Origin of the sequence: Rhodosalinus sediminis (assembly GCF_003385555.1) — a bacterium.
Taxonomy (GTDB): domain Bacteria; phylum Pseudomonadota; class Alphaproteobacteria; order Rhodobacterales; family Rhodobacteraceae; genus Rhodosalinus; species Rhodosalinus sediminis.
Map to the genome: position 1 here is coordinate 26,719 of NZ_QOHR01000002.1, position 23,619 is coordinate 50,337.

The following is a 23,619-nucleotide window of genomic DNA, read 5'->3' on the forward strand; positions in this document are numbered from 1 at the left end:
GCTCCCCCGCGCCGCCGGCACGCCCCACCAGCCCCGAGAGCCCGGCGCAGGCAGAGATCGCGGCTCCCCGCACGGCGCCCGGCCGTCCGGACGGGGACGCCCCCCCGGCTGGCCGCACTGACACGTCCGGGGTGACGCAGCGGGCAGCGCCACCGACGCAGGCCCCGCCGCCGGGCACAGCCGATGCGCGGCCCCCCCTGCCCCCGGCCGCTGGCGCGGGGGGTGGGCGCATGGACGCTAAGTCGCCCGAGGGACGCGCGGGGGCCCCACCCCCCGGGATTGAGGCGCCGGCAGCACGCCTGCAGCCCGGCGCCGGAGGGACCACGGCGGCGGCGGGCCCGCGCCCCGCCGGCCCGGATGCCGCGGCAGCGACCGTCACGCCGGTGGCGCGCGCCGCCGAGGGTCCGCGACCGGATACACTACGCCTCCCGCCGGACACCGGCGCGCCCCGCGCCCAGCCCGCGGAGGCCCCGGCGGCGCCGGGCGCGTCGCCGACCCCTGGCGTGACGGCAACCGGCGTGACGGGCGGCGGCGCGGCGACACTGACTGGCGCGGCGGGAGCGATCGACACCGAAGCGCCCGGCTGGGCGTCCCGCGTCGTGCAGGAGGTCCGCCTCGCCCGGGAGGGGGGCGCGCAGGAGCATGACCTTGTGCTGCGGCCGGAACGCCTCGGCCGGGTGCAGATCCGCTTGGAGCTCGGCGACGGCAACGTCGCGGTGCGCATTCTCACGGAGACGCCGGAGGCCGCGCGCCTCTTCGCCGAGGCGCAGCCGCGCCTCGCCGACGCGTTCGGACGGGCCGGCCTCGAGCTCGCGCAGCATCACTCGGAGAGCGCGCCGCAGACCGGCGGCGAACGCCAGACCGGACAGAACGGATACGCCCGACAGGGCACGCCCGGACCGGAGGCGGAGGCCCGGGAGCCTGAGAGCGTCGCCGACCACGAAAGCGCCCCCTCGCATGGCCCCGAGGCGCCACGCCGCGGCGGCATCGATCTGACCGCATAACGGAAGAGCGACATGGCCGACACCACCGACCCCGAACCGCCGCGCAAGACCTCGCGGCTCAGGATCGCCCTGCTTCTGCTGATCGGCGCGGCCCTCGCCGGCGCGGGCTTCGCCGCCGGCCACGTCATGAGCGGCTCGCGGCTGAGCCCGACCGAGGAGGCGCTGCGCCTGCTCGAGGAGAAGGCCCTCGCGGCGGGACCCGACGCGGCCGACGCCGAGCCGATCTACTTCGAGTTCGAGGAGAAGCTCCTGAGCAACCTGTCCGGCTCACGGCACATGGTGCAGATCGGCGTCGGCGTCTCGACCCGCGCCGGACAGGAGGTGATCGACGCGATCGAGACCCACCGCATGGCGCTGCGCTCGGACATGCTCGCCGTGATGAGCGGCTTCGCGGTCGAGACCGTCGAGGGCGCGGAGGGCCGCGCCCGCCTCGCCGCCGCGCTGCGCGACCGGCTCGATTCGCGCCTTCAGGAGCTGTCGGGCGTGTCGGGCCTCGAGAGCGTCTATTTCACCAGTTTCCTCGTCCAGTAGGCCCGCGTCATGAAGGGCAAGCAGAAACTGAACGCCCGGCAGGTCGCCGAACTCTTCAGCGGGCTCGAGAAGGCGGACGGCGCGGCCGAGGAGAAGACGCGCTCCGGCGCGGTCGTGCGGCCCTACAAGCTGGGGCAGGACGACCTGTCGGTGCTGGGCGATCTGCACGGCCTGCGCGCGATCAACGAGCGCTTCTGCCGCCTCGCGCGCGGCACCTTTTTTCCGATGCTGCAGGTGCAGCCGCGGATCTCGGCCTTTCCGCCGGCGATCAAGCGCTTCGACGACTACGCCGACCAGCTGGAGAACTTCGTCTCGCTCACCACGAGCGAGGCGGTGGAGCTGCGCGGCTCGACGCTGACGGTGATGACGCCGGCCTTCGTCTCGCTGCTCACGCAGACGTTCTTCGGCGGACGCCTCGCGCAGGCCGCGCGCCCGCGCGACGAATTCACGCTCGCCGAGCGGCGCGTGATCCAGACCGTCTGCGACGGGCTGAACGCGGCCCTCGCGGAGGCCTGGAGCGAGACGCTGCCGGTGCGCTTCGAGCAGCAGTCGCAGGAGGACAACCTCCAGTTCGCGAGCTTCGTCGGAAGCTCGGAGGTGGTCGTCATCTGCTCGTTCATGGTTCAGCTGCCCGAGACGGCCTCGGCCGAGTTCGACCTGCTCTACCCGCTGGAGACGCTGAAACCCGTCCTCGCGCAGTTGCGCGCGCGCACCCAGTCCGAGCAGGTCCGCTCGGACGCGGCGTGGCGGGCGCGGCTGGAACAGGCGGTGCTGTCGGTGCCGCTGCGGATGACCGCGCGGCTCGGCGACGCCGAGGTGGCGCTGCACACCCTGCGCGCCGCACGCGCGGGACGGGCGGAGCCGGTGCCGATCGCGCCGCGGCCGCGCCTCTACGTGGACGGAAAGCCGCTCTGCGAGGTGGAGATCGGCCGCGCATCGGCGCAGGCGGCCGTGCGCGTGACACGGGCGCTTTCGGATCACGCGCAGCGAAAGGAGACGGCATGAGCGAACAGAACGAGTCCCTGGAGACCGCGGGCGGCGGCGCGATGGCGCAGCTCGCGCAACTCGACGACATCAAGCTCCGGCTGTCGGTCGAGGTCGGGCGCACCGAGCTCACCATCCGCGAGGTGCTCGACCTCAAGGAGGGCTCGGTGGTGGAGCTCGACCGGCTGGCCGGCGACCCGCTCGACATCTTCGCCAACGGCACGATGATCGCCCGGGGCGAGGTCGTGGTGGCCGGCGAACGCTTCGGCATCCGCTTCTCGCAGGTGGTCGACCCGGCCGAGCGCACGCCGGAGGACTGAGGCACGGTTTGGCACGATTCATGCTTCCTTCGCCCTGTCACGCAAGGGGGAACGGATGCAGGGCGTCGGTCTCGAACAATGGCTCACCGCGGCGGGGTTCCTCGCGGCGCTCGGGCTCGTCTGGCTGCTGGTGCAGCGCAACCGCCACCACCTCGCCGAGCGCCTCGCCACGTCCCGGCGCATGCGCGTCGAGGAGGTGACGGCCCTCGCCGGGGACACGCGGGCGGTACTGCTCGCCGTGGACGGGCGCGAGCACCTCGTCGTTTGCCCGCGCCGGGGCACGCCCGCGATCGCCCCGCTGCCCGCCGCGCCCGAGGGACCGGAGGGCGCGTCATGATCCGGCGCCTGCTTCCGCTCGCCGCCGCCGCGCTCGCCCTCGGCGCCGCGACGGCAGAGGCGCAGGGCATGCCGGTGCTCACGCTCGACGAGGGCGCGGGCGGCACGCGCTACTCGCTGTCGCTCCAGGTGCTCTTCCTGATGACGGCGCTCACGATCCTGCCGTCGCTCGTCCTCGGCATGAGCGCCTTCACCCGGATCATCATCGTGCTGTCGATCCTGCGCCAGGCGCTCGGCACGCAGCAGACGCCGCCCAATCAGGTGCTGATCGCGATCACGCTCTTCCTGAGTTTCTTCGTGATGCAGCCCGTGCTCTCGGAGATGAACGACACGGCGCTGACCCCCTACCTCGAGGAGCGCATCGGCGCGCGCGAGGCGCTGGAGCGGGCGCGCGCCCCGATCTCGGCCTTCATGATCGAGAACACGCGCCGGAACGACCTTCTGCTCTTCGCCGATCTCGCGGGCGTCGACGGCTTCGAGAGCCGCGAAGAGGTGCCGCTCTCCGTGCTTCTCCCCGCCTTCATCACCTCCGAGCTCAAGACGGCCTTCCAGATCGGTTTCCTGATCTTCCTGCCGTTCCTCGTGATCGACATGGTGATCGCCTCGATCCTGATGGCGCTCGGCATGATGATGCTCTCGCCGATGCTCGTTTCCCTGCCCTTCAAGCTGCTGCTGTTCGTGCTGGTGGACGGCTGGGCGCTGACCATGGGCTCGCTGGCGAGCGGCTTCGGAACGGGGGTGATGCCGTGACCTACGACGCCAACATCGAGCATCTCCGCCTCGCCTACTGGAACATCCTGCTGACCGCGGGGCCGGTGCTGGGCGTGGCGCTCGCGGTCAGCCTTCTGGTGGGCGTGCTGCAGGCGGCGACCTCGGTGAACGAGGCGACGCTGAGCTTCGTGCCGAAGCTCGCGGTGGTGCTGCTGACCATGGGGCTCGCCTCGGGCTTCATGATGAAGGTGATGACCGACTACGTCGCGATCATCTTCGAGACGATCGCGACGATCCGCTGATGCTGACGGGCGCGGACGCCATGGCGGGCCTGCCCGCGCTGGAGCTCGCGGCGGCGATGACCTGGGCCTTTCAGTTCCTGTTCTCGATGCTGCGCATCGGCGCCTTCCTGATCGCCTCGCCGCTCTTCGGCGCACGCTTCATCCCGCTGCCCGTGCGCATCGTGGCCGCCGCCGCGCTCACGCTGCCCGCGCTCTCGCTCTACGATCCGCCCGGGCCGGACGCCTTCCGCAGCCTCGCGCTGGTGCCGGCCGCGCTGACGGAGATCGCCATCGGCGCGATCGCGGGGCTTCTTCTGACGGTCGTCTTCGGCGCCGCGACGCTCGCCGGCGACCGCATCGCCAATACCGCCGGCCTCGGCTTCGCCTCGCAGGTGGACCCGGCGAACGGGCTGACGATGCCCGTCGTCAGCCAGATGTTCAGCCTCTTCCTGCTCGCGGTCTTCGTCTCGCAGGACGGTCACCTGACGGCGATCCGCCTCGTGCTGGAAAGCTACGCGGTGCTGCCGCCGGGCCAGCCGGCCGACCTCGCCCGCGGGGCGGCGCACGGGCTCGAGGCGGTGGGGCTGATGTTCGTCGCGGGCGCGCAGCTGATGATGCCGGCGGTGACCGTGCTTTTGCTCGTGAACATGGTCGTCGGCGTGGTCACGCGCTCGGCGCCGCAGCTCAACATCTTCTCGGTGGGCTTCCCGATGACGATCCTCGCCGGCGTCGCGCTCCTCTGGTGGGGGGCGCCGACGATGGGCGTCGCGCTCTCGGCGCTCGCCGAGGCGGCGCTGATGCGGCTCTCGGACGGTTTGCAGGGCCTCGCCGATGGCTGAGGAAAACGAGGACGGACAGGAAAAGACCGAGGAACCGACCCCGCGCCGGCTCGAGAAGGCGCGCGAGGAGGGACAGGTCCTCTCCTCGAAGGAGGTCTTCGTCTTCGTCGGCATGGCGGCGGCGACGCTGATGCTCGGCGCCGGGCTGAGCTACCTGCCGGAGGTTTCGTCGGGCTGGGGCGGGTACCTGCGCTTCGCCGGGCCCGAGCGGCTCGACGCGCAGATCGCCGCGCGCGGGCGGGCGGCGCTGGAGCTCTGCCTCTGGATCGGGCTTCTCGTCGGCGTGCCGCTCACGGCGCTGACGCTGCTCGCGCAGGCGGCGATGGGCGGCGGCCTCACCTTCGCGGCCAAGGCGCTGCAGCCCAAGCCCTCCAAGCTCGACCCGCTCAAGGGGTTGAAGCGCATGGTCTCGATGAAGGCGCTGGTCGAGCTGACGAAAGCGGTGCTCAAGGTCGCGCTGCTTATCGGCGCGGCGCTCGTGGTGCTCGTCCCGGCGCTGCCGCGCCTCGACGCGCTGATCTTCGCCACCTCCGCCGAGGCGATGGACGTCTTCGGGGGTGTCACCGTGCGGGTCCTCGGCGCGCTCTGCGTCGGGCTCTTGGCGATTGCGGCGGTCGATCTCGCCTGGCAGATCCACAGCCATTTCAAGCAGTTGCGGATGACCCGGCAGGAGGTGAAGGACGAGCGCAAGCAGACCGAGGGCTCGCCCGAGGTCAAGGGAGAGGTCCGCCGCCGGCAGATGGACGCCTCGCGCAAGGGCGCGGAGCGGCGCCGCGCGCTCGACGACTTGCCGGCGGCCACCAGCATCGTGACCAACCCGGCGCATTTCGCCGTGGCGATGCGCTACGTGCCCGGCGAGACCGAGGCGCCCGTGGTCGTCGCCTTGGGCGACGGCGCGCTCGCCCACCGCATCGTCGAGATCGGCGGGCGCGCGCAGGTGCCGGTGATGCGCGTGCCGCTGCTCGCCCGCGCGCTCTATTTCACCGCCGAGATCGGCGCGCCCATCCCCGAGGATCTCTACGCCGCCGTCGCGGTGATCGAGGCCCATGTGCAGCGCCTCGAGCACGGCCTCGCCTCGGAGCTTCCCGAGATCGAGGTGCCCGCCTCGATGCGCTTCGACGAACACGGATATCCGCTGGAAGGAGAAAAGCCATGACACGCAATGAACGCCGCGGCGCGGGGCGGGTGATCTCGGCCGTGACCTTCGCCGGCGCGGGCGCCGTCTTCGGGGCGGCGGCGAGCGGCGGCGCGCACGGGCCGGCGGCCTCCGTCGTGCTGGCCCTGAGCGCCGCGGCCTGTTTCGGCGCGGCGCTCGGCCCGGCCATCGCCCGGCGGACGCGTGCGCGCGACGATCGTTAGAGCGCCGGGCGCACCCGCGCCCCCGCGGCGAGCCGCACCGCCCAGGCGTGCACCTCCTCCGCGAAGATGAGCGCGACCTCCGGATGCGCGCGCAGGAGCGCGTCGATCGCCCGCTCGCGGCCCGCGAGGGGCGGCTCGGCCTCCTCGAGGTTCGCGGGCGCCCAGTCGCGGCCGGGCAGGCGCAGCTCGATCCCGGCGGCCGAGACGTCGCGATAGCCCCAGCGGAAGCCGAACAGGTCGTATTCGAAGGGGCCGTCGCCCTCCGGTGCGCCCTCGAGGCGGATCAGGTGCATCCGGACGAAATCGAGGAGCGCGTCGCGCGTGCGTTCGAGGATCTCGGCCCCGATCGCGCGCCAGCCGGCCTCGCGCCCGGCGTCGAGCCGTTCCCAGGCGGCGTCGCACCCCGCCGGACGAAAGGCCAGCCCGCCCTCCGCGTCGGCCTCGGCGATCTCGAAGACGCTCTCGGCCACCTCGAGCCGCGCGAACGGCGCGGCCGCGCGTGTTTCCTGATCCTCGATCGTTTCGCTGCCCATCCCGCGCCTCCGGTGGTGTCGTGCCCGTCCCGAAAGAGAACGGCACATGCGCGCCGCCGCTTAGGGCCAGGGGCCCGAGTTCGCAGCGCGCGCCGTCTGGCACGAATGCTGCAAGGCCGTCCGGCGACCCGGTGACAGGAGCGCTCCCATGAGCAAGAAACCGACCCTCGAAGACAGCGTGAAGCTCGCGCTTGAAGCGGCGGAGGCCGCGAACGCCGTCGTCGCCGATCACGAGGCCTCAGCCGCGGCGGTGGACGCGGCCGCGCTGCGGATGGAGCGCACCACGCGGCGCGTGACCCTCGCCTCGGGCGGCGCCGCAGCGCTCGCCCTCGTCGCCTGCGTCATAGGCGGCATGGCCTTCCTGCGCGCGCAGGCGGACATGGCGCACACCAACGAGACCTTGATCGAGGGGCTCGCGCTCTTCGCCGAAACAGTGGACGAGCTGCAGAGCGCCGTCGCCACGGGCGAACGTGTGCTGGAGGGCGCGGACGACGAGCAGGCCTCGGTCGTGGCGCTCAACGCGCGGCTCGACACGCTGGAGGAGACCGTCGCGGCGCGCGTCGTCGAGGCGGTCGAGGCCGCGGATACCCTCGCGCCGCAGCTCGCCCGCAGCGTCATCCGCGAAATCGGCGACGCCGAGGCCCGCGTGCAGGACGGCCTGCTGCAACAGACCCGGGAGATCGAGCGCGACATGACCGAGATGTTCGCCGCGCAGACCGATGCGCTTCTGAACGTCCGCCCCGCCCCGGCCACGGACAGCGAACCGGACACGCCGGAGGGGGACGACGGCGCGGAGACGGGCGACGACGCGGCGAGTACGGCGGCCGGATCCGACGCCCTGAACCCCTTCGTCTATCCATGACGCAGGAGGCGCCCACCATGGCGGAGAGCGACGCGACGGGCGCGCCGGACACCCCCGGCACGGCGCTCGAACTCAAGGCCGTCAGCGACCGCGGGGCCGCGCTCGGCCTCAAGCCCGGCGATCAGGTGGTCGCGGTCGACGGCATGCCGCTGACGGGCGGCAGCGCGGAACTCGGCGCGCACCTCGCGCCCGGGCGCGGGCCCCGCGCGCTCTCGGTCCGGCGGGGCGACGTCGCCTTTCCGGTGCTCGCGGACGGCAGCGATCTCGGCCGGTGGGTCGGCATCCCGGCGCCGGAGGGCCTGCAGCCGCAGCCCGTCGCGCCGGAGACGCTCTGCAACTGGGAGCTCTTTCAGGACGCGCGGGGGCGCTACGATCTGCAACCGCTCGCGCCCTCGCCCTGGCCGCTCGTGGCGACGCCGTTCTGGCTGGCGCACCACCGGCTCTGGGCCCCGCTCGCGGCGCATCTGTCGGCCACAGCCTGCGCCGCGCCGGTGGGGCTGCTCGCGGCGCTCGGGGTCTATGCGCTCGGCGCGGTCTACATCTGGCGCGCGGCCCGGACGCTGGTGCGCGCCGCGCGCCAGTCGGAGGGGTTCGCGCCCTTCGCGCTCGTGGCGGCGGCCTCGGCGCGCGAGGCGCACGCCCTTTGCGCGGTGCTGGCGCCCGGCTTGCGCCATGTGGACGCCGCGCCGTCCCCACCGGCGACCGCCGCCGCGGAGCGCTAGGCGCCGCGGCGGTCGGCCTCCGCGCGGCGCGGTCGCGCGCGCCGCTCACCGGGCGACGCGTGGCCCTCGGCGCCGCGGCGCGAACACGGGCAGGCCCGGCCGCACGTTTCAGCTGCCGGTGAGCCGCGCCGCCCGGCGGCGCTGGAACGAGGACGGGATGCCCAGCGCCTCGCGGTACTTGGCCACCGTGCGCCGCGCCAGAGCGACGCCGTCGGCGCTCACCATGCGGGCGATCGCGTCGTCCGAGAGCGGCTTGCGCGGGTCCTCATCGCGCACGAGGTCGCGGATCTGGTGGCGCACGGCGGCGGCGGAGCGGTCTTCCGTCCCCGCGGCCGCGCCCGACAGGGCGGTGGTGAAGAACGCCTTGAGCGGGAAGGCACCCTGCGGCGTGTCGATCATCATGCCGGTGGTCACCCGGCTCACGGTGCTTTCGTGCACGCCGACCGCCTCGGCGACGTCGCGCAGCGTCATGGGCCGGATGGCCGATGGGCCCTGCTCGAGGAAGGCACCCTGACGGCGCACGATCTCGGCACCGACGGCGAGCGTCGTGCGGTTGCGATGCTCGACGGCGCGGCGCATCCAGCGCGCGTCCGACAGCCGCGCGCCGACGTAGGCCCGGGTCTCGGCGCAGCCGCCGGCGCGCGGGGCTTGGCCGGCGTCGACATGGACGGCCGGCAGGGTGCTGCGGTTCAGGTCGAGGGTCCAGCCGTCGCCGTCGCGCCGGGCGATCAGGTCGGGCGGGCGCGCGCCGTGCTCCTCGGCGTCGAAATGGGCGCCCGGCTTCGGGTCGAGGCAGCGCAGGAGGGCCAGCTGGCGGCGCAGCTCGGCCTCGTCGCAGCGGCAGACGCGGCAGAGCGCGGCGATGTCGGCCTTCGCGACGAGCGGCAGGTTCTCGAGAAGCCGGGCGAAGGGTTCGGTCAGACAGCGGCGATCCTCGGCCTGAAGGCGCAGACACTCCGCCAGATCGCGGGCGAAAAGGCCCGCGGGCTCGACCTGCTGCAGGCGGGCGAGGAAGTCTTCCGCGCCCTCGGCCGGGACGCCGGCGCGCGCCGCGACCTGCGCGAGGTCCTCGCCGAGCCAGCCGCTCGGCTCGAGGGCCTCGAGGAAGATTTCCGCCGCGGCCCGGTCGCGGGGGTCGTCGAAGATCAGGTCGAACTGCCCGCGCAGATGGGCGTAAAGCGACGCCGGCCGCGCCTCGGCGCGCATCTGGATGTAATCGAACGCGTCCTCCGCCGCGCCGCGCGACGGCGCCTGCGCCGGAGGCGCCTGCCCCTCCGGCTGCGGGGGCGCGACCTCGAGAAAGGGGTTCTCGGCCGCCTGCTCGTCCAGGTAGGACTGAAGCTCGAGGTTGGACATCTGCAGCATGCAGATCGCCTGCTGAAGCTGGGTGTTCACGACCAGCGACTGGCGCTGGCCGATGGTCTGGATCGGACGCATATCCATGGTCGACGCTCCTTTCGCGGCCACCATAGCCGCGGCGGGAGCGCACCACCGAACAAAGCGTTTGACGCCCGCGCCGACGGCCTGCCGTCAGGTCAGGATCGCCCCGCAGCCGATTGGCCCGACACGAAAAACCCCGGCGCTGGCGCGCCGGGGCCTCGAGGTGGAGTGGCGGGATTCCGTCAGCGGATGAGGCTGAGGACGTTCTGCTGCGAGGAGTTGGCCTGCGCAAGCATGGAGGTCGCCGCCTGCTGGAGAATCTGCCCGCGCGCGAGGTCGGTCGATTCCTTGGCGAAGTCCGCGTCCATGATGCCCGAGCGCGCCGCCTCGACGTTGGTCGAGATGTTGGTCAGGTTCGAGATGGTGCTGTCGAGCCGGTTGGAAACGGCGCCGAGATCGGAGCGCGCTTCCGAGATCTTCTGCAGCGCCGCGTCGAGCACCTTGATCGCGTCGGTCGCACCCTGCGCCGTGGTCAGGTCGATCGAGGCGACCGAGGACTTCGAGGCGAATTCGTTTGATTCCACGAAGCTCGTTACTGTCGTGTTGTCATCCGCGGAGACTTCGAAAGATTCGGTCGAGGTCATCTCGACCTGTCCAGTTACGTAAACGCTATCGCCGTTAGCGACGGCGGTGGTGGCGCTACCCTCTGCTTTAACACTGCCGTCCGCTTGCAGAGTCTCGACCGTCATGGTCGCCGAGCCGCCGTTATTATTGAAGCTTTCGATGCCGATGTCGTCGCCGTCCTGGTCGGTGAGAATCACTTCTGCGTTGGTGTTACCCATGGTCGCGGTAATGCCGGTCGACCCCGACACCGCGTTGACGGCGTCGCGCACGCCGCGAAGGTCGGAAGTGGTTGCCACGTTCACGTCGCGGATCGACACTTGCTCATCAGTTCCAGTTGCGTTGCCGAGCGTAAAGCTAATGGTATCTGCGACGTCGAGGGTGAGTCTGGCTTTCGTGGTAGCCGTCGCCTCTACGCCGGTCGTGGCTGAGGAGTCATTGACCGTTTGGGCAAAATCGCGCGCGGATGTGCCAGCTGCGACCCCGAAAGTTTGTGAGCCTTTAGACCCGGACACTGTGTACTGAGGCGTACCAGTGATCCCAGAGTCGGTGGTGCCCGCGCCCGTAATCTGAACGTCTGTCTTGAACGTATATGCACCGATGTCGTTCGCCGCAGCGCTGTCGACGTTGACGTTCAGGGTCTGCCCGCTGTCGGCGCCGATCTGGAACTGCTTTCCCTTGAACGAGCCGTCGAGGATGTTCATGCCGTTGAAGGTCGTGGTCTCCGCGACGCGGTTGATCTCGGCGACGAGTTGCTGCGCCTCGGCGTTGATGTTGTTGCGGTCGGCGTCGGTGTTGGTGTCGTTCGCGGACTGCACGGAGAGCTCGCGCATGCGCTGCAGCATGTTCGAGACTTCGACGTGCGCGCCCTCGGTCGTGTCGACGAGGCTCTTGGCGTCGGTGGCGTTGCGCACGGCCTGATTAAGGCCCTTGATCTGCGCGGTCATCTTCTCGCCGATGGCCATGCCGGCGGCGTCGTCCTTGGCGGCGTTGATGCGCTTGCCCGAGGAGAGGCGCGTCATCGCCTGATTGTACTCCTCGCTGACGCGGCCCATGTTCGACTGCGCCTGGATCGCGCCGATGTTGGTGTTGATCGCGGTCATGTGATCGTCTCCCGTTGCAGTGGCGCCGCCCGTGGCGCCCTGCCAAGGGAAACGGCCGGCGCCCGCGATCTTTAGCGACCGTCTGCATCCGGCGCGTGCCGCGGCTGGCACGCATCTTGCCCCCTCACTCCCGCGAGAGCCACGGCACGGGGAGCGCGCGGGATGGACACGGCCTCACTTCTGGGACTGATCGGCGCGATCGGCATGGTGGCCGGCGGCATGGCGATGGCGGCGGGGCTTGAGCCCTACATCGACCCGCCCTCGCTGCTGATCGTGGTGGGCGGCACCTTCTTCGCCGTCATGGCGAAGGTGCCGATGGCCCATTTCCTCGGCAGTTTCCGCGCCATGGCGAAGGTCGTGCGCCCCGGCCGGCCGGACCCGGAGGCGATGATCCTGCGCGTGACGGAGCTCTCGGACAAGGCGCGCAAGGAGGGGATGATGGCGCTCGACGGGGCGGATGTGCCGGACCCGTTCTTCGGCATGGGGCTGCAGATGCTCGTGGACGGCGCCGACGAGGGCAAGCTCGCGCAGACGCTGCGCGCCGAGATCCGCGCGATGAAGCGGCGCCACGACGAGATGCACGATGTTCTGCGCGGCTGGGTCGACATCGCCCCCGCGATCGGGATGATCGGCACGCTGATCGGCCTCGTCGAGATGCTCGGCAACATGGAGGATCCCAAGGCGATCGGCCCGGCGATGGCGGTGGCGCTTCTGACGACGCTCTACGGCACCTTCATCGCCAACGTGCTCTTCCTGCCCGTGCTCTCGAAGCTCGAGAGCGACTCGGCGAAGGAGGCGAGCTACCGCGAGATGGTGCTCGAGGGCTTGCGCGGCCTCGCGCGCGGCACGGCCGGTCGCGTCCTGCAGGAGACGATGATCGCCAACCTGCCGCCCAAGGCGAAATCGAAGCTCGCGGCCGCCTGACGCCCGCCCCCGCCGGAGCCTGCGCGCATGGCAAGCGACCCGCCCCACCACTCCGTGATCGAGCCAGAGCCCGATCCCGCCGACGCGGACCCGCCGAAGCCGGGCCAGCGCGGCGCGCCCGCGTGGATGGCGACCTTCGCGGACATCGCCACGCTCCTGATGGCGTTCTTCGTGCTGATCCTGTCCTTCGCGGATTTCAACCAGCCCCGCTTCAAGAAGGTGGCCGGCTCCTTGCGCGACTCCTTCGGCGTCCAGCGCGAGATCGAGGTGCTTCAGCAGCCGCTCGGCACGACGTCGCTCGACCTGCGGTTCAGCCCCTCACCCGAGATGGCGCTGACCGAGGAGATGCGCCAGCAGACGACCGAGAGCAATCGCCAGACCGTCGAGACCCGCCCGCAAGACGGCGAGAGCAGCGATCAGGACATCGCCCGCCTCGCCGAGGCGCTGAGCGAGGCGCTGGTCGAAGCGCTCGAGCGCGGCGCCGTGACGCCGGACGAGGTGGAACGGGCGGTCACCCTGCATCTGCCGGAACGCCCCGAGCCGGTCGCGGACACCCCGGCCCAAGAGGACAAGGCCGACCGGGGGCAAACCCCGGATGACGAGGGCGCGCCCGGCGACACGCCCGACGCCGCGACGCTGCGCGCGCGCCTGGCCGAGGCGGTCGAAGCGGCGCGCGCCGACGCCGCCCGCGAGGCCGGCGAGAAACGGGAGGGCGAAGTCGCCCGGTCCGGCAGCGTCACGCAGGGCGAAAGCGCGGCGCAGCGCACCGCGCGCCTGACGCGACAGCGGCTGCAGGTGGCGCTGCGCCGGGAGATCGACGCGGGCCTCGTGCAGGTCGAGACGGCGCAGGACGAGGTGCGCATCACCGTGGGCGCGGGCGGCGCCTTCGGCTCGGGCTCGGCCGACCTCACGCCCGAGGCGCGGCGCATCATCTCGCGCGTGGCCTTCGCAGGGCTCGACGAGGCGGCGGAGATCAGCGTCACGGGCCATTCCGACACGCGTCCCGTGGGCGGCGGCGCGTTCCGCGACAACTGGGGCCTCGCCGCGGCGCGCGCCGCCTCGGTCGTGCGCGAGATCGAGGCGACCGGCGCCGTCGATCCCGCCCGCCTGTCCGCGGTGTCGCGCGGCGACACGGCGCCGGTGGCCGACAACGCCACCGCGGAGGGCCGCGCGCGCAACCGCCGCGTCGAGCTGGTCGTGCGCTATTGAGCGCGCCGGCGCGCTAAACCGCGGCCGCGCGGCGCCGTTTCCCCAAGTGACACGTCCGGCGGAGGCGCCATGGTTCAGGACATCCTCACCTCGCTCAACACCAACGGCACGGGCCTCGACCTGAGCACGCTCACCGACGATCTCGTCGAGGCCGAGATCGCGCCGAAGCGCGCCATCGTCGAGCGCCGGATGGAAGCGACCGAGGCCTCGATCTCCGCGCTCGGCCGGATCCGCTCGGAGTTCGACCAGCTCGGCGGCGCGCTGGACAATCTCTCGGGGCTGAGCGCGATGACCCTCTCCGGCGCCCTGTCCGGGCTCGGGGCCGAGCTCTCGGACCCGTCCCGCGTGCGCGCGGCGGAGCACAGCATCGAGGTCACGCAACTGGCGCAGGGCCAGGTGCTCGATTTCGCCGGTTTCGCCAGCGCGGACGCAGAGGTTCGCGCCGGCACGCTCCAGATCGACTTCGGCCGCTGGGCCGGGGGCACCTTCACGGCCGACGGCGCCCGGGCGCCCGCCACCATCTCCGTCGCCGAGGGCACGACGCTGCGCGGGCTGGCCGAGCGCATCGGCGAGGTCGAGGGGCTCTCCGCCTCCGTCGTCAAGGTGAGCGAGGGCGACTTCTCCCTTACGGTCCGGGGCGCGGAGGGCGCCGACAACGCGATCCGCATCGCCGCCAGTCCGACCGGCGCCACTGGCGCCGACCTCGCCCGCTTCGACACCACGGCCGACAACGCGCAACAGGTCCAGGCCGCGCAGGACGCGCGCCTGCGCTTCGACGGGCTGGAGGTCGCGCGCGCGTCGAACCGGATCGGCGACCTGATCGACGGGGTCACGCTGACGCTGAACCAAGTCTCGGACGGGCCGCAGACCCTGCGCGTCGGCCCCGACGCGGACGCGGCCTTCGACGTGTTGCAGGGCTTCGTCGAGCAGATCAACACCGTGCGCGCCACGATCTCCGAGGCCGCGCGCACGGGGGTGGCGGGCGGCGACCCCGGGGCGCTGGCCGGCGATCAGGCCGCCAAGGCGGCGCTGCGCGCCCTCGAGGACGTGACCTCGACGGCGCTCGGCGGCTTCGGCGGCCCGCCCGTGCGCCTCGCCGAGTTCGGCGTCGCCACGCGGCGGGACGGCTCGCTCGCCCTCGACCGTGACCGCTTCGACCGGGCGTTCGCGGCGGACCCGAAACGGTTCGACGCGCTTTTCAGCGATCGCCTTGCGGCCTCCGACAGGTCGGTGGGCACCTCGCTCGGACGCGGCGACGCGATGGTGCCCGGCAGCTATACCTTCACCCGCGACCCGGCGACCGGGACCGCGCAACTCGGCGCGACGACGCTGGAGGGGCGCCCCCTCGACGACGGGCGCGTGTTCTACGCCATCCGCAGCGGCCCGCTCGACGGCGCCGGGCTCGTCGTGGAGCCCGATCTGACGCGGACCGAGCTCACCTACGGGCGGAGCCTCGTCAGCGAGCTGTCCCGCGCCGTCGACGCGGTGACGGGCCAATCCGGGGCGATCGGGCTGCGCGAGCGCGCGCTGCAGGACAGCATGAGTGAGGATTCCGCCCGCCTCGACGCGCTCGACACCCGCGCCGCGACGCTCGAAGAGCGATACACCAGCCGGTTCACGGCGATGGAGCAGGTGGTCGCCGAAATCAACTCGACGGCGGATTACCTCGAAAACCTCGTCGCGGCCTGGAACCAGGAGGGCTGACGCCGTGCGCGCTCAGATCCCGATCTTGCGCATCTTTTCGACGAGCGTGGTGCGTTGCAGGCCCAGATGACGCGCCGCCGCGGCGGTGTTGTGATCGGTCCGGCTCAGCGCCGCGCGGATGAAGGCCTCCTCCACCTTCTGGACGTGGCGTCGAAGGCTGAAGCTTTCGTCCTGGTCGAGCAGGCTCGATGCATCGCAGGCCAGCTCCCCCGGGCTCGAGGGGTCGGGCGCGCCCGCGCGCGACAGCATCTCGCGGATCTGGCAGGCGCCGATCGTCTCGCCGGGGTAGAACGCCTGCACGCGCTCGAAGACGTTGCGCAGTTCACGCACGTTGCCCGGCCACGGGTGGCCTTTCAGCGCCTTGATGGCGTCGGGCGCGAAGCGCGGCGGCGGGGCGCCGTCGCCGTGCCGGCCGTCGGCGAAGGCCTCCAGCAGACGGGGAATATCGTCGCACCGGTCGGCGAGACGCGGCACCGCGATCCGGAGCACGTCCAGACGATACAGGAGATCCTCCCGGAATTGTCCAGCGCGCACCGCCGCCTCGATATCCACATTGGTCGCGGAGACGATGCGCACGTCCGCCTCGATCTCCTCGTTCCCGCCGAGCCGCCGGATGCGACGATTCTCGAGCACACGCAGCAATTTCGACTGAAGCTCGACCGGCATTTCGCCGATCTCGTCGAGGAAGAGCGTCCCGCCCGCGGCGGCCTCGATCCGGCCGATGCAGCGCGCGGACGCCCCGGTGAAGGCCCCCTTTTCGTAGCCGAAAAGCTCCGCTTCCATGATGTCGCGCGGGATCGCCGCGCAATTGACCGCCACCAACGGCCCCGTGCGACCGGAGGCGGCGTGCAGCACCTCCGCCACCAGCTCCTTGCCCGATCCGGTCTCGCCCATGACGAGGACCGGCGCCGTGGTGCGCGCTGCGACGGAGATCATGCGACGCAGGCCCACGACCGCGGGCGACTCGCCGATGATCCTTTCGAGAACGACGCCGGGAACATCGACCGTCCGGTCGCCGCCCCAATTCACGTATGTATCAGCCATCATATATTCCCAAAAAGCGCATTTCATATTTTTGCCTGACAACCTGTCGCGACGATCGCGACGGTCGCCGGAGCTCGAAAGGGCCGGATCGTTGCCCGCTCGGCAAAGTCGCACCGACATTCGTTTCTTTTCTCGGCCAGAGGGCAAGGGATCGCATTGAACTTGCAATCATCTTTTCAGTCCTCCGATGGTTTGCCGTTTCTCACGGGACCTCCTCGCACGGTGGACAGGAAAGCCGCCCGAGCCTTCGGGACAGCGCGATACCGTCTGCCCCCGACTTTCAGCGCGACTGGTTAAAAAAACGAGAACATTCGACGTACAAAGCCGCGCGACCGGGCCGACGATCCGGTCACGCCCCGGCGCGCGCCGCTTCGGGCGGGCGCCATGCGGGGCTAGGTGTCGTCGTCCTTCCCGTCCTCCTCGTCGTCGGTCTCGAACGCGGCGGAGGAAAGGAGCGCCGCGGCGTCCTGAAGATCCATGCCGCGCACCGCGCTCCTGCGCCGGGCGGGCCGCGTCGCGCCCGGATCGGGCTCCGGGTCCGCGTCGCGCGCCGGGGGCGCGGGCTGCTCCGCGGTCGCGCGGCCCTCCATCGCGGCGAGCTGGCGGCGCAGGAGCTGCAGGCGCGCGCTGACGAGCGCGCGGCGCCGCGCGGGGGTGCCTTCGGCCGCGGCCGCCGCGCCGAGCGCCGGGCTGACCGTCAGGGCGTTGCGGCGCCGCAGGTCGCGCGCGATTCGCGCCGCGAGGATCTCGTGCGGCGGCGGGGCGTCGGCGGGGTCTGTGTCGTTCATGGTGCCTCCGTGTTTCGGGCGGGCGCCCGGCGGGCTTGGCACGGGGGTTGCAAGAAGCGGTCCAAGTCACATCCAGACGGGAGACCGACCGCCGATGTCCGCGATCCGAGATCACCTTGGCATTCACGCCGACGCGCTCGCCCTGCGCGAGACGCGCACGAAACTGCTCGCCTCCAACATCGCGAACGCGGGCACGCCGCATTTCAAGGCCCGCGACTTCGATTTCACCGCCGCGCTGGAGCGCGCGCGGTCCGACGGGGGCCGCGCCGGCACGACGCACCCGCGCCACATCGCCCTCGGCGCGTCGGGCGCGGCCGATCCGGGCTACCGCGTGCCGGTAAACCCGGCGCTCGACGGCAACACCGTCGAGCTGAACGTCGAACAGATGGAATTCGCCGAGAACACGCTGGGCTACATGACGAGCTTGCAGCTGCTCAACGGCAAGATTTCGGGACTCAAGCGCGCGATCAAGGGGCAGTGATGTCGGACGTGAGCAATCTCTTCGATCTTTCCAAGCGCGCCATGTCGGCGCAGATGGTGCGGCTGAACACGGTGGCGAGCAACATCGCCAACGCCGACTCGGTCGCCTCGAGCCCCGAGGGCGCCTTTCGCCCGCTACGCCCGGTCTTCGCGACCGAGCTCGCCGATCAGGCCCGCGCGCCCGGGGTCGCCGCGGCGAACGTGGAGCGCATCGTCGCGCTCGACCGGGAACCCGCGAAGCACTACCGGCCCGATCACCCGCTCGCCGACGACGAGGGCTTCGTCTACCAGGCCGCCGTCAACCGCGACGAGGAGATGGTCGAGATGCTGGAGGCGAGCCGCCAGTATCAGAACAGTCTTCAGGTCGTGGACACCGTGCGCAGCCTCGTGGCGCGCACGGTGACCATGGGCCGCTGACGCGGAGGATCCGCCATGACCGCCATCGACACGCCTCCCCCCCTTCAGCCGCGCGGAAGCGACGCGCCCGCCGCCGCGCGCCGGGACGCCGAGGGCGCCGCGCTCGGCCAGCAGGATTTCCTGCGGCTCCTCACCACACAGCTGCGCAACCAGGACCCGCTCGAGCCGATGGGAAACAAGGAATTCCTCGGCCAGATGGCGCAGTTCTCCACCGTTTCGGGGATCGACCGGATGAACGCCACGCTCGCCGGGCTGCAGGGCGGGCTCGCGGAGGTCCGCCTGGCCTCGGCCGCCAGCCTGCTCGGCCGGCAGGCGCTCGTCGAAGGCGACACGGCGCGCGCGGACGCGGCGGGCGACATCCGCGGGCGCGCTGTTCTGAAAAGCCCCGCCGCCGGCGTCACGGTGGAGTTCGCGGACGCGGAGACCGGCGTCCTTCTGCACAGCGAACGCTACGGGCCGCAGCCCGCCGGCCGCGTCGATTTCGTCTGGCAAGGCGTGCCCGAGGCGCTCGCGGACGCGGGGCGCGCGGTGAAGGTCACCGCGATGGCCGACACCGAGGGCGGCGCCGAGCGGGTGTCCACGGAGGTCTACGCCCGCATCGCGGGCGTCGAGCTGGACGCCGCAGGCGGCGCGCCGACCGTCACCCTGGAGGACTACGGCCGCCGCCCCGCAAGCGAGATCCCCGCGCTGCGCGCGCGGCCCTGACCCACGCCACCGCAAGGAGCAACCATCATGTCGATGAACATCGCCCTCTCCGGGCTCAACGCGGCGCGGTCCGCGATCAGCAACACCTCGAACAACATCGCCAACGCGGAAACCGCCGGCTATCGCGGCGCGCGCGCCCATTTCGGCGATCTCTTCTCCTCCTCGCCCTTCTCGCCGGTGAAAACCCAGACCGGCAACGGCGTCGAGCTGCAGCAGATCCGCCGCAGTTTCGAACAGGGGGCGCTCGAGAACACCGGCAACATCCTCGACATGGCGATCGAGGGGCGCGGCTTCTTCACGCTGCGCGATCAGAACGGCGGGCAGATCTACAGCCGCGCGGGGGCCTTCGGGATGGACCGCGATGGCACGATCGTGAACAACGAGGGGCTCGAGCTGCTCACGCGGCCCGTCGCCGCCAACGGCGCGCCGCTCGGCGGGGGCGCGGCGCAGCTCTCGCCCCTCAGCATCCCGATGAAGTCCGGAACGCCCCAAGCGACGGGCGCGGCCGACCTGCAGGTCAGCCTTCCGGCGAACGGTCCGCTCTCGACGCCGCCCTTCGATGCCGCCGATCCGGCCACCTACGCCGAAAGTACGCCGATCGAGGTGCGCGGGGCCGACGGCACCGTGCGCGACGCCACCGTCTACTTCGCGCGCACGCAGGTCCCGGGCGGCGGCACGCCGGACACGATCTATACCGCGCATCTCGTCGTCGACGGCACGACGATGACGACCGCCGCGCCGGAGCTCACCTTCGACGCGGACGGCCAGATGACCGCGCCCGGCGGCCCGATAAGCTTCACGGGCGCGGGCGACACCATCGACGTCGATTTCGCCGGCTCGCGGCTGGACACGGGCGGCTTCGCGGTGGACCGCTACGCCCACGACGGGCGCGGGCTGGACGCCCTGCAGGGCCTCGAGGTCGATGACCAGGGCGTCATCTGGGCCAGCTACGGCGACCAGGCCGCGCAGGCGATGGGGCAGGTCGCGCTCGCGGGCTTCAACAACGAGCAGGGGCTGCGCCCGCTCGGCTCGGCCTCCTTCGCGGCGACGCAGGCCTCGGGGGACGCGATGATCGGCGGGCCGCAGACCGAGGGCCTCGGCAGCCTGCGCGCCTCGGCGCTCGAAGGGTCGAACGTCGACCTGACCGAGGAGATGGTGAACCTCATCAGCTCTCAGCGCAACTATCAGGCCTCCGCCAAGGCGCTCGAGACCTCGTCGAGCCTCACCCAGACCATCATGAACATCCGGAGCTGAGGCGCGCGTCATGGACCGGATGATCTACACCGCGCTCAACGCGATCTCGGTGCTGCGCGACGCGCAGGTCACGCAGGCCCAGAACCTCGCGAACCAGTCGGTGCCGGGCTACCGGCGCGACCTCGACAACGAGGGCGGCACCGTCTTCGCGCGGCTCTTCGGGGCGGAGACGGCCCGGGCCTTCCGGCAGGAGACCGGGCCGGCCGGCTTCTCGCAGGAGAGCGGCCGGCTCAATCCCACGGGGGAGAAGATGGACATCGCCATCGCCGACGCGGGCTATTTCCACGTCCAGCCCGAGACCGGCGCGCCGGCGCTCTCGCGCCGCGGCGACCTGCGCGCCGACGCCGAGGGCACGCTGCGCAACGGCGCCGGCGACGCGCTGCTCGACGTGAACGGCGACCCCATCGCGCTGCCGCCCTACCGCGACGTGGTGATCAACGAGCTCGGAGAGATCCACGTCACGCCGGCGGACGGCGCACCGGGCGAGCGCGTGCTGGCGGCGACCATCGCAACGGTCGTGCCGGGCGAGGACGTCACGCTGCGCAAGTCCGAGGACGGGCGCATCCGCGTGCCCGACGGGGAGCTTCCGCCGCCCGATCAGATGGCGCGCGTGCGCCAGGGCGTGCTGGAATCGAGCAACGTGAACGCCGTGGAGGAGATGATCGGCCAGATCGAGCTGCAGCGCCAGTTCGAGCTCGGCCTTAAGCTCGTCACCTCGGCCAGGCAGATCGACGAGACCGGCGCGCGGCTCCTGCGGATGCCGGGCACCTGACCCGGCGGCGGGCGCCGCATGGCACGGCGCTTGCACCCCGTGCCTCGAACGCGCCCGGACCAGGCCGGACGCCCAGACGCGAACCGGAAGGACCAAGCCCATGTCGTCCAACGCGATGCACGTCGCCAAGACCGGCCTGAACGCGCAGCAATCGCGCATTCAGGTGATTTCCAACAACCTCGCCAACGTCAATACGACCGGCTTCAAGCGCGACCGCGCCAACTTCGAGTCGCTCCTCTATCAGGTCCACCGCCCCGGCGGCGCGATGACCTCGGAGGCCACGCAGCTCACCTCGCCCTCGGCGATCGGCACCGGCGTCAAGCTCGTCTCCACCGAGAAGCTGCACACCCAGGGCAGCCTCGCCAACACGGGCAACGCGCTCGACGTGGCGATCGACGGCAAGGGCTTCCTGCAGGTGCTGATGCCCGACGGGCGGATCGGCTACACCCGCAACGGCGCGCTCTCGATGGACGCCGAGGGCACGCTGACCACCTCGAGCGGCTACGTTCTCCAGCCCGAGATCCGCATCCCGGAAGAGGCGCAGTCGATCAACATCTCGACCGACGGCATCGTCTCCGTCGCCCTGCCGGGCGAGACCGCGGCGCGCGAGGTCGGCCAGATCACGCTGGCCACCTTCGCCAACCCCCGCGGCCTGCAGCCGGTGGGCGAGACGATGCTGGTCGAAACCCCGGCGAGCGGCGCGCCCGCCGTCGCCGCGCCGCTCGCCGACGCGGCCGGCGAGCTCACGCAGGGCGCGCTCGAGACCTCGAACGTCAACGTCGTGCAGGAACTCGTGGATATGATCGAGGCGCAGCGCGCCTACGAGGTCAACTCGAAGTCGATCTCGGCCTCCGACGAGATGCTGCGCTTCCTCTCCAACAACATCTGACCCGGAGGCCGCGCGCGATGACCCGCCCTGCCCGCCTGCTCCGTCCGGCGCTCCTGCCCGCGGCGCTGCTCGCCGCCGGATGCGCCCAACAGATCCAGGAGGCCGCGTCCGACGCCTACGCGCCGGTCTTTCCCGCCGAGGCGCGCGCCGAGACGCAGCGCCTCTCGACCGGGGCGGTCTACGACGGCACCGGCGGCCTCTTCGCCTCCGACCGGCGCGCGGCGCAGGTGGGCGACGTGCTGACCGTCCAGCTGAGCGAGAGCTTCGCGGCGACGAAATCGCAGGACGCCTCGAGCACGAAGTCCGACAGCTTCGACATCGACCTGCCCGCCGACCTCGACGCGGGCCTCGACCTGACCGCGGGCACCGACCGGACCTTCTCGGGCTCCGGCGCGGCCTCGCAGTCGAACTCGCTGACGGGGCGCGTGTCGGTGATGGTCACGCGCCGCCATCCCGGCGGGCTCCTCGAAATCCTCGGGCAGAAGAAGCTCACCCTCAACAACGGCGACGAATACATCCGCCTGTCCGGCCTCGTGCGCGAGGCCGACATCTCGGCCGACAACGTCGTGCGCTCCGACCGCATCGCGAACGCGCGCATCGAATACATCGGCGCCGGCGACGTCGCCGACACCGGCCGCAAGGGCTGGCTGTCGCGCACGCTCGAGACGGTCGCCCCCTTCTGAAACGAGGCCCCCATGCGCATCCCGCTTCTCTGGCCGCTCCTCGCCGCCGCGACGCTCGCCGCCGCGACGCTCGCCGCAGCGCCGGCGGCGGCGGACCGGATCAAGGACATCGCCTCGGTCGCCGGGGTCCGGTCCAACCCGCTGGTGGGCTACGGGCTCGTCGTGGGGCTCTCGGGCACGGGCGACGGCAACTCGGCCCTGACCCGGCAATCGATGCGCTCGCTGATCTCGCGGCTCGGGCTCGAGACTGACCCGGGCGATCTCGACACACGCAACGCCGCCGCGGTGATGGTCACCGCGGAACTCTCGCCCTTCGCTAAACCCGGGCAGGATATGGACGTCACAGTATCCACGGTGGGACGCGCCGACTCGCTGAAGGGAGGGACGCTGCTGATGACGCCGCTCAAGGGCTCCGACGGCGAGGTCTACGCGATCGCGCAGGGCAATCTGGTCGTCGGCGGGCTCGGCGTGGAGGCCGACGACGGCTCCTCGCTCACGGTCAACGTGCCCACCGTCGGGCGCATTCCCGGCGGCGGCACGGTCGAGCGCGCGGTGCCCTCCAGCTTTCTCGAGGCCGAGCACCTGGTGCTCAACCTGCACCGCAACGATTTCTCGACGGCCGCCGCGACGGCCGAGGCGGTGAACGCCACCTTCGGCGAGGGGGTCGCGGTGGCGCTCGACGGCACCTCGGTGCGCGTGCGCGTGCCGCGGGACCCGGCGCAGCGCGTCTCCTTCATGGGGCTTCTCGAGAACACCGAGGTCGAGCCGGCCGCGCCGCCCGCGCAGGTCATCGTCAACGCGCGCACGGGCACCATCGTGATCGGCGGCAACGTGCGCGTCACGCCCGCCGCCGTCAGCCACGGCTCGCTGACGGTACGCGTGCGCGAGGATCAGAACGTCGAGCAGGGCGCCACCGTCGTCACCGGCGAGGGCGGCACCGTCGTCGCGCCGGGCGAGCCCGTGGTCACGCCCGAGTCCGAGATCGAGGTCGACGAAGAGGAGGCGCGCGCCTTCGTCTTCAATCCCGGCGTCTCGCTCTCCTCGCTCGTGGACGCGATCAACGCCGTGGGCAGCAGCCCCTCGGACCTCGTCGCCATCCTCGAGGCGCTGCACCGCGCCGGCGCGCTGCGCGCCGAACTCGTGATCCTCTGAGCGGGAGCGCCG

Annotated in this window: 28 protein-coding genes; 23 read left to right on the forward strand and 5 right to left on the reverse strand. The window is 71.7% G+C overall.

All coding sequences use genetic code 11. The features are described 5' to 3' along the window. Positions 1–503 precede the first annotated feature (503 nt). The 10 genes from DRV84_RS15535 to DRV84_RS02030 are packed head-to-tail and all read left to right on the forward strand — an operon-like array spanning position 504 to position 6,365. Positions 504–1,004 carry a flagellar hook-length control protein FliK gene (locus tag DRV84_RS15535; RefSeq protein ID WP_158547723.1) on the forward strand — a complete coding sequence of 167 codons (501 nt, stop codon included), beginning with the start codon at positions 504–506 and terminating at the stop codon, positions 1,002–1,004. A 12-nt stretch (positions 1,005–1,016) separates the two neighbouring features. Beyond that, the gene (locus DRV84_RS01995; protein WP_115978098.1) at positions 1,017–1,535 is read left to right on the forward strand and encodes a flagellar basal body-associated FliL family protein; all 519 of its coding nucleotides are present in this window, start codon (positions 1,017–1,019) and stop codon (positions 1,533–1,535) included. Between the two features lie 9 nt (positions 1,536–1,544). After that, positions 1,545–2,540, forward strand: a complete 996-nt coding sequence (gene fliM / locus DRV84_RS02000) for a flagellar motor switch protein FliM (RefSeq protein ID WP_115978101.1) — start codon at positions 1,545–1,547, stop codon at positions 2,538–2,540. 41 nt (positions 2,541–2,581) lie between these two features. After that, positions 2,582–2,839, forward strand: a complete 258-nt coding sequence (gene fliN, locus DRV84_RS02005; RefSeq protein WP_420541633.1) for a flagellar motor switch protein FliN — start codon at positions 2,582–2,584, stop codon at positions 2,837–2,839. A gap of 55 nt (positions 2,840–2,894) precedes the next feature. Beyond that, the gene (locus tag DRV84_RS15750) at positions 2,895–3,176 is read left to right on the forward strand and encodes a flagellar assembly protein FliO (protein WP_192881384.1); all 282 of its coding nucleotides are present in this window, start codon (positions 2,895–2,897) and stop codon (positions 3,174–3,176) included. Next, on the forward strand, positions 3,173–3,925 hold the full coding sequence (gene fliP / locus DRV84_RS02010) for a flagellar type III secretion system pore protein FliP (protein ID WP_275668715.1): 753 nt from the start codon (positions 3,173–3,175) through the stop codon (positions 3,923–3,925). The genes DRV84_RS15750 and fliP overlap by 4 nt, the downstream gene beginning before the upstream one ends. After that, positions 3,922–4,188 carry a flagellar biosynthesis protein FliQ gene (fliQ, locus tag DRV84_RS02015; protein ID WP_115978109.1) on the forward strand — a complete coding sequence of 89 codons (267 nt, stop codon included), beginning with the start codon at positions 3,922–3,924 and terminating at the stop codon, positions 4,186–4,188. The genes fliP and fliQ overlap by 4 nt, the downstream gene beginning before the upstream one ends. Beyond that, positions 4,188–5,006, forward strand: a complete 819-nt coding sequence (gene fliR / locus DRV84_RS02020; RefSeq protein WP_239994961.1) for a flagellar biosynthetic protein FliR — start codon at positions 4,188–4,190, stop codon at positions 5,004–5,006. Before fliQ ends, fliR begins: the two co-directional genes overlap by 1 nt. After that, positions 4,999–6,162, forward strand: coding sequence for an EscU/YscU/HrcU family type III secretion system export apparatus switch protein (locus DRV84_RS02025; RefSeq protein WP_115978111.1), 1,164 nt, complete (start codon positions 4,999–5,001; stop codon positions 6,160–6,162). The genes fliR and DRV84_RS02025 overlap by 8 nt, the downstream gene beginning before the upstream one ends. Beyond that, complete coding sequence (locus DRV84_RS02030) at positions 6,159–6,365, forward strand: hypothetical protein (RefSeq protein ID WP_115978114.1); 207 nt, start codon at positions 6,159–6,161, stop codon at positions 6,363–6,365. Before DRV84_RS02025 ends, DRV84_RS02030 begins: the two co-directional genes overlap by 4 nt. Here DRV84_RS02030 and DRV84_RS02035 read toward each other — a convergent pair. Further along, positions 6,362–6,898 (reverse strand): hypothetical protein, encoded by a 537-nt coding sequence (locus tag DRV84_RS02035; RefSeq protein WP_115978117.1) that lies wholly within the window; start codon positions 6,896–6,898, stop codon positions 6,362–6,364. The genes DRV84_RS02030 and DRV84_RS02035 overlap by 4 nt on opposite strands. Before the next feature lie 148 nt (positions 6,899–7,046). Here DRV84_RS02035 and DRV84_RS02040 point away from each other — a divergent pair, with 148 nt between their 5' ends. Both DRV84_RS02040 and DRV84_RS02045 read left to right on the forward strand, forming a co-directional pair. Further along, entirely contained in the window at positions 7,047–7,760 is a 714-nt protein-coding gene (locus DRV84_RS02040; protein ID WP_115978119.1) for a hypothetical protein, read from the forward strand. Further along, positions 7,757–8,482, forward strand: a complete 726-nt coding sequence (locus DRV84_RS02045) for a PDZ domain-containing protein (protein WP_115978121.1) — start codon at positions 7,757–7,759, stop codon at positions 8,480–8,482. The genes DRV84_RS02040 and DRV84_RS02045 overlap by 4 nt, the downstream gene beginning before the upstream one ends. 108 nt (positions 8,483–8,590) lie before the next feature. Here the strand turns inward: DRV84_RS02045 and rpoN are convergent, their stop codons facing one another. Beyond that, complete coding sequence (rpoN, locus tag DRV84_RS02050; protein WP_115978123.1) at positions 8,591–9,925, reverse strand: RNA polymerase factor sigma-54; 1,335 nt, start codon at positions 9,923–9,925, stop codon at positions 8,591–8,593. 179 nt (positions 9,926–10,104) lie between these two features. After that, positions 10,105–11,586: a flagellin N-terminal helical domain-containing protein gene (locus DRV84_RS02055; protein ID WP_115978125.1), complete on the reverse strand. Its 1,482-nt coding sequence runs from the start codon at positions 11,584–11,586 to the stop codon at positions 10,105–10,107. A 162-nt stretch (positions 11,587–11,748) separates the two neighbouring features. On the opposite strand from DRV84_RS02055, the gene DRV84_RS02060 reads away from it, so the two are divergent. The 3 genes from DRV84_RS02060 (at position 11,749) to fliD (ending at position 15,423) form a co-directional block, all read left to right on the forward strand. After that, positions 11,749–12,510: a motility protein A gene (locus DRV84_RS02060; RefSeq protein WP_115978128.1), complete on the forward strand. Its 762-nt coding sequence runs from the start codon at positions 11,749–11,751 to the stop codon at positions 12,508–12,510. A 27-nt stretch (positions 12,511–12,537) separates the two neighbouring features. Beyond that, complete coding sequence (locus DRV84_RS02065) at positions 12,538–13,719, forward strand: OmpA family protein (protein ID WP_115978130.1); 1,182 nt, start codon at positions 12,538–12,540, stop codon at positions 13,717–13,719. Between the two features lie 69 nt (positions 13,720–13,788). Then, entirely contained in the window at positions 13,789–15,423 is a 1,635-nt protein-coding gene (gene fliD, locus DRV84_RS02070) for a flagellar filament capping protein FliD (RefSeq protein ID WP_115978133.1), read from the forward strand. Positions 15,424–15,435: 12 nt separating this feature from the next. On the opposite strand, the gene DRV84_RS02075 is transcribed toward fliD, so the two are convergent. Together DRV84_RS02075 and DRV84_RS02080 are read right to left on the reverse strand one after the other, a co-directional pair. Next, on the reverse strand, positions 15,436–16,587 hold the full coding sequence (locus tag DRV84_RS02075) for a sigma-54 interaction domain-containing protein (protein ID WP_239994962.1): 1,152 nt from the start codon (positions 16,585–16,587) through the stop codon (positions 15,436–15,438). Between the two features lie 272 nt (positions 16,588–16,859). Further along, positions 16,860–17,255 carry a hypothetical protein gene (locus tag DRV84_RS02080; protein ID WP_115978137.1) on the reverse strand — a complete coding sequence of 132 codons (396 nt, stop codon included), beginning with the start codon at positions 17,253–17,255 and terminating at the stop codon, positions 16,860–16,862. 94 nt (positions 17,256–17,349) lie between these two features. Between DRV84_RS02080 and flgB the strand changes: the two genes are divergently transcribed. From flgB to DRV84_RS02120, 8 genes are all read left to right on the forward strand, one after another. Then, positions 17,350–17,736 carry a flagellar basal body rod protein FlgB gene (gene flgB, locus DRV84_RS02085; RefSeq protein WP_115978139.1) on the forward strand — a complete coding sequence of 129 codons (387 nt, stop codon included), beginning with the start codon at positions 17,350–17,352 and terminating at the stop codon, positions 17,734–17,736. Beyond that, positions 17,736–18,152, forward strand: a complete 417-nt coding sequence (flgC, locus tag DRV84_RS02090; protein ID WP_115978141.1) for a flagellar basal body rod protein FlgC — start codon at positions 17,736–17,738, stop codon at positions 18,150–18,152. Before flgB ends, flgC begins: the two co-directional genes overlap by 1 nt. Before the next feature lie 15 nt (positions 18,153–18,167). Then, positions 18,168–18,857 carry a flagellar hook assembly protein FlgD gene (locus DRV84_RS02095; protein WP_115978144.1) on the forward strand — a complete coding sequence of 230 codons (690 nt, stop codon included), beginning with the start codon at positions 18,168–18,170 and terminating at the stop codon, positions 18,855–18,857. A gap of 27 nt (positions 18,858–18,884) precedes the next feature. Further along, positions 18,885–20,111 (forward strand): flagellar hook protein FlgE, encoded by a 1,227-nt coding sequence (locus DRV84_RS02100; protein ID WP_115978147.1) that lies wholly within the window; start codon positions 18,885–18,887, stop codon positions 20,109–20,111. A gap of 10 nt (positions 20,112–20,121) precedes the next feature. Then, positions 20,122–20,883: a flagellar basal body rod protein FlgF gene (locus tag DRV84_RS02105; RefSeq protein ID WP_115978149.1), complete on the forward strand. Its 762-nt coding sequence runs from the start codon at positions 20,122–20,124 to the stop codon at positions 20,881–20,883. Positions 20,884–20,983: 100 nt separating this feature from the next. Next, the gene (gene flgG, locus DRV84_RS02110; RefSeq protein WP_115978152.1) at positions 20,984–21,772 is read left to right on the forward strand and encodes a flagellar basal-body rod protein FlgG; all 789 of its coding nucleotides are present in this window, start codon (positions 20,984–20,986) and stop codon (positions 21,770–21,772) included. Between the two features lie 17 nt (positions 21,773–21,789). Continuing rightward, positions 21,790–22,455: a flagellar basal body L-ring protein FlgH gene (locus tag DRV84_RS02115; RefSeq protein ID WP_115978153.1), complete on the forward strand. Its 666-nt coding sequence runs from the start codon at positions 21,790–21,792 to the stop codon at positions 22,453–22,455. Positions 22,456–22,467: 12 nt separating this feature from the next. Further along, positions 22,468–23,607, forward strand: a complete 1,140-nt coding sequence (locus tag DRV84_RS02120; RefSeq protein ID WP_115978155.1) for a flagellar basal body P-ring protein FlgI — start codon at positions 22,468–22,470, stop codon at positions 23,605–23,607. The last annotated feature ends 12 nt before the right edge of the window (positions 23,608–23,619 follow it).

Excerpts from the sequence above, each read along its gene's own strand:
- DRV84_RS01995 (WP_115978098.1), top strand. The coding sequence starts at position 1,017 with ATGGCCGACACCACCGACCCCGAACCGCCGCGCAAGACCTCGCGGCTC.
- fliM (WP_115978101.1), top strand. The coding sequence starts at position 1,545 with ATGAAGGGCAAGCAGAAACTGAACGCCCGGCAGGTCGCCGAACTCTTC.
- fliN (WP_420541633.1), top strand. The coding sequence starts at position 2,582 with ATGGCGCAGCTCGCGCAACTCGACGACATCAAGCTCCGGCTGTCGGTC.
- DRV84_RS15750 (WP_192881384.1), top strand. The coding sequence starts at position 2,895 with ATGCAGGGCGTCGGTCTCGAACAATGGCTCACCGCGGCGGGGTTCCTC.
- fliP (WP_275668715.1), top strand. The coding sequence starts at position 3,173 with ATGATCCGGCGCCTGCTTCCGCTCGCCGCCGCCGCGCTCGCCCTCGGC.
- fliR (WP_239994961.1), top strand. The coding sequence starts at position 4,188 with ATGCTGACGGGCGCGGACGCCATGGCGGGCCTGCCCGCGCTGGAGCTC.
- DRV84_RS02025 (WP_115978111.1), top strand. The coding sequence starts at position 4,999 with ATGGCTGAGGAAAACGAGGACGGACAGGAAAAGACCGAGGAACCGACC.
- DRV84_RS02030 (WP_115978114.1), top strand. The coding sequence starts at position 6,159 with ATGACACGCAATGAACGCCGCGGCGCGGGGCGGGTGATCTCGGCCGTG.
- DRV84_RS02035 (WP_115978117.1), bottom strand. The coding sequence starts at position 6,898 with ATGGGCAGCGAAACGATCGAGGATCAGGAAACACGCGCGGCCGCGCCG.
- DRV84_RS02040 (WP_115978119.1), top strand. The coding sequence starts at position 7,047 with ATGAGCAAGAAACCGACCCTCGAAGACAGCGTGAAGCTCGCGCTTGAA.
- DRV84_RS02045 (WP_115978121.1), top strand. The coding sequence starts at position 7,757 with ATGACGCAGGAGGCGCCCACCATGGCGGAGAGCGACGCGACGGGCGCG.
- rpoN (WP_115978123.1), bottom strand. The coding sequence starts at position 9,925 with ATGGATATGCGTCCGATCCAGACCATCGGCCAGCGCCAGTCGCTGGTC.
- DRV84_RS02055 (WP_115978125.1), bottom strand. The coding sequence starts at position 11,586 with ATGACCGCGATCAACACCAACATCGGCGCGATCCAGGCGCAGTCGAAC.
- DRV84_RS02060 (WP_115978128.1), top strand. The coding sequence starts at position 11,749 with ATGGACACGGCCTCACTTCTGGGACTGATCGGCGCGATCGGCATGGTG.
- DRV84_RS02065 (WP_115978130.1), top strand. The coding sequence starts at position 12,538 with ATGGCAAGCGACCCGCCCCACCACTCCGTGATCGAGCCAGAGCCCGAT.
- fliD (WP_115978133.1), top strand. The coding sequence starts at position 13,789 with ATGGTTCAGGACATCCTCACCTCGCTCAACACCAACGGCACGGGCCTC.
- DRV84_RS02075 (WP_239994962.1), bottom strand. The coding sequence starts at position 16,587 with ATGTCGGTGCGACTTTGCCGAGCGGGCAACGATCCGGCCCTTTCGAGC.
- DRV84_RS02080 (WP_115978137.1), bottom strand. The coding sequence starts at position 17,255 with ATGAACGACACAGACCCCGCCGACGCCCCGCCGCCGCACGAGATCCTC.
- flgB (WP_115978139.1), top strand. The coding sequence starts at position 17,350 with ATGTCCGCGATCCGAGATCACCTTGGCATTCACGCCGACGCGCTCGCC.
- flgC (WP_115978141.1), top strand. The coding sequence starts at position 17,736 with ATGTCGGACGTGAGCAATCTCTTCGATCTTTCCAAGCGCGCCATGTCG.
- DRV84_RS02095 (WP_115978144.1), top strand. The coding sequence starts at position 18,168 with ATGACCGCCATCGACACGCCTCCCCCCCTTCAGCCGCGCGGAAGCGAC.
- DRV84_RS02100 (WP_115978147.1), top strand. The coding sequence starts at position 18,885 with ATGTCGATGAACATCGCCCTCTCCGGGCTCAACGCGGCGCGGTCCGCG.
- DRV84_RS02105 (WP_115978149.1), top strand. The coding sequence starts at position 20,122 with ATGGACCGGATGATCTACACCGCGCTCAACGCGATCTCGGTGCTGCGC.
- flgG (WP_115978152.1), top strand. The coding sequence starts at position 20,984 with ATGTCGTCCAACGCGATGCACGTCGCCAAGACCGGCCTGAACGCGCAG.
- DRV84_RS02115 (WP_115978153.1), top strand. The coding sequence starts at position 21,790 with ATGACCCGCCCTGCCCGCCTGCTCCGTCCGGCGCTCCTGCCCGCGGCG.
- DRV84_RS02120 (WP_115978155.1), top strand. The coding sequence starts at position 22,468 with ATGCGCATCCCGCTTCTCTGGCCGCTCCTCGCCGCCGCGACGCTCGCC.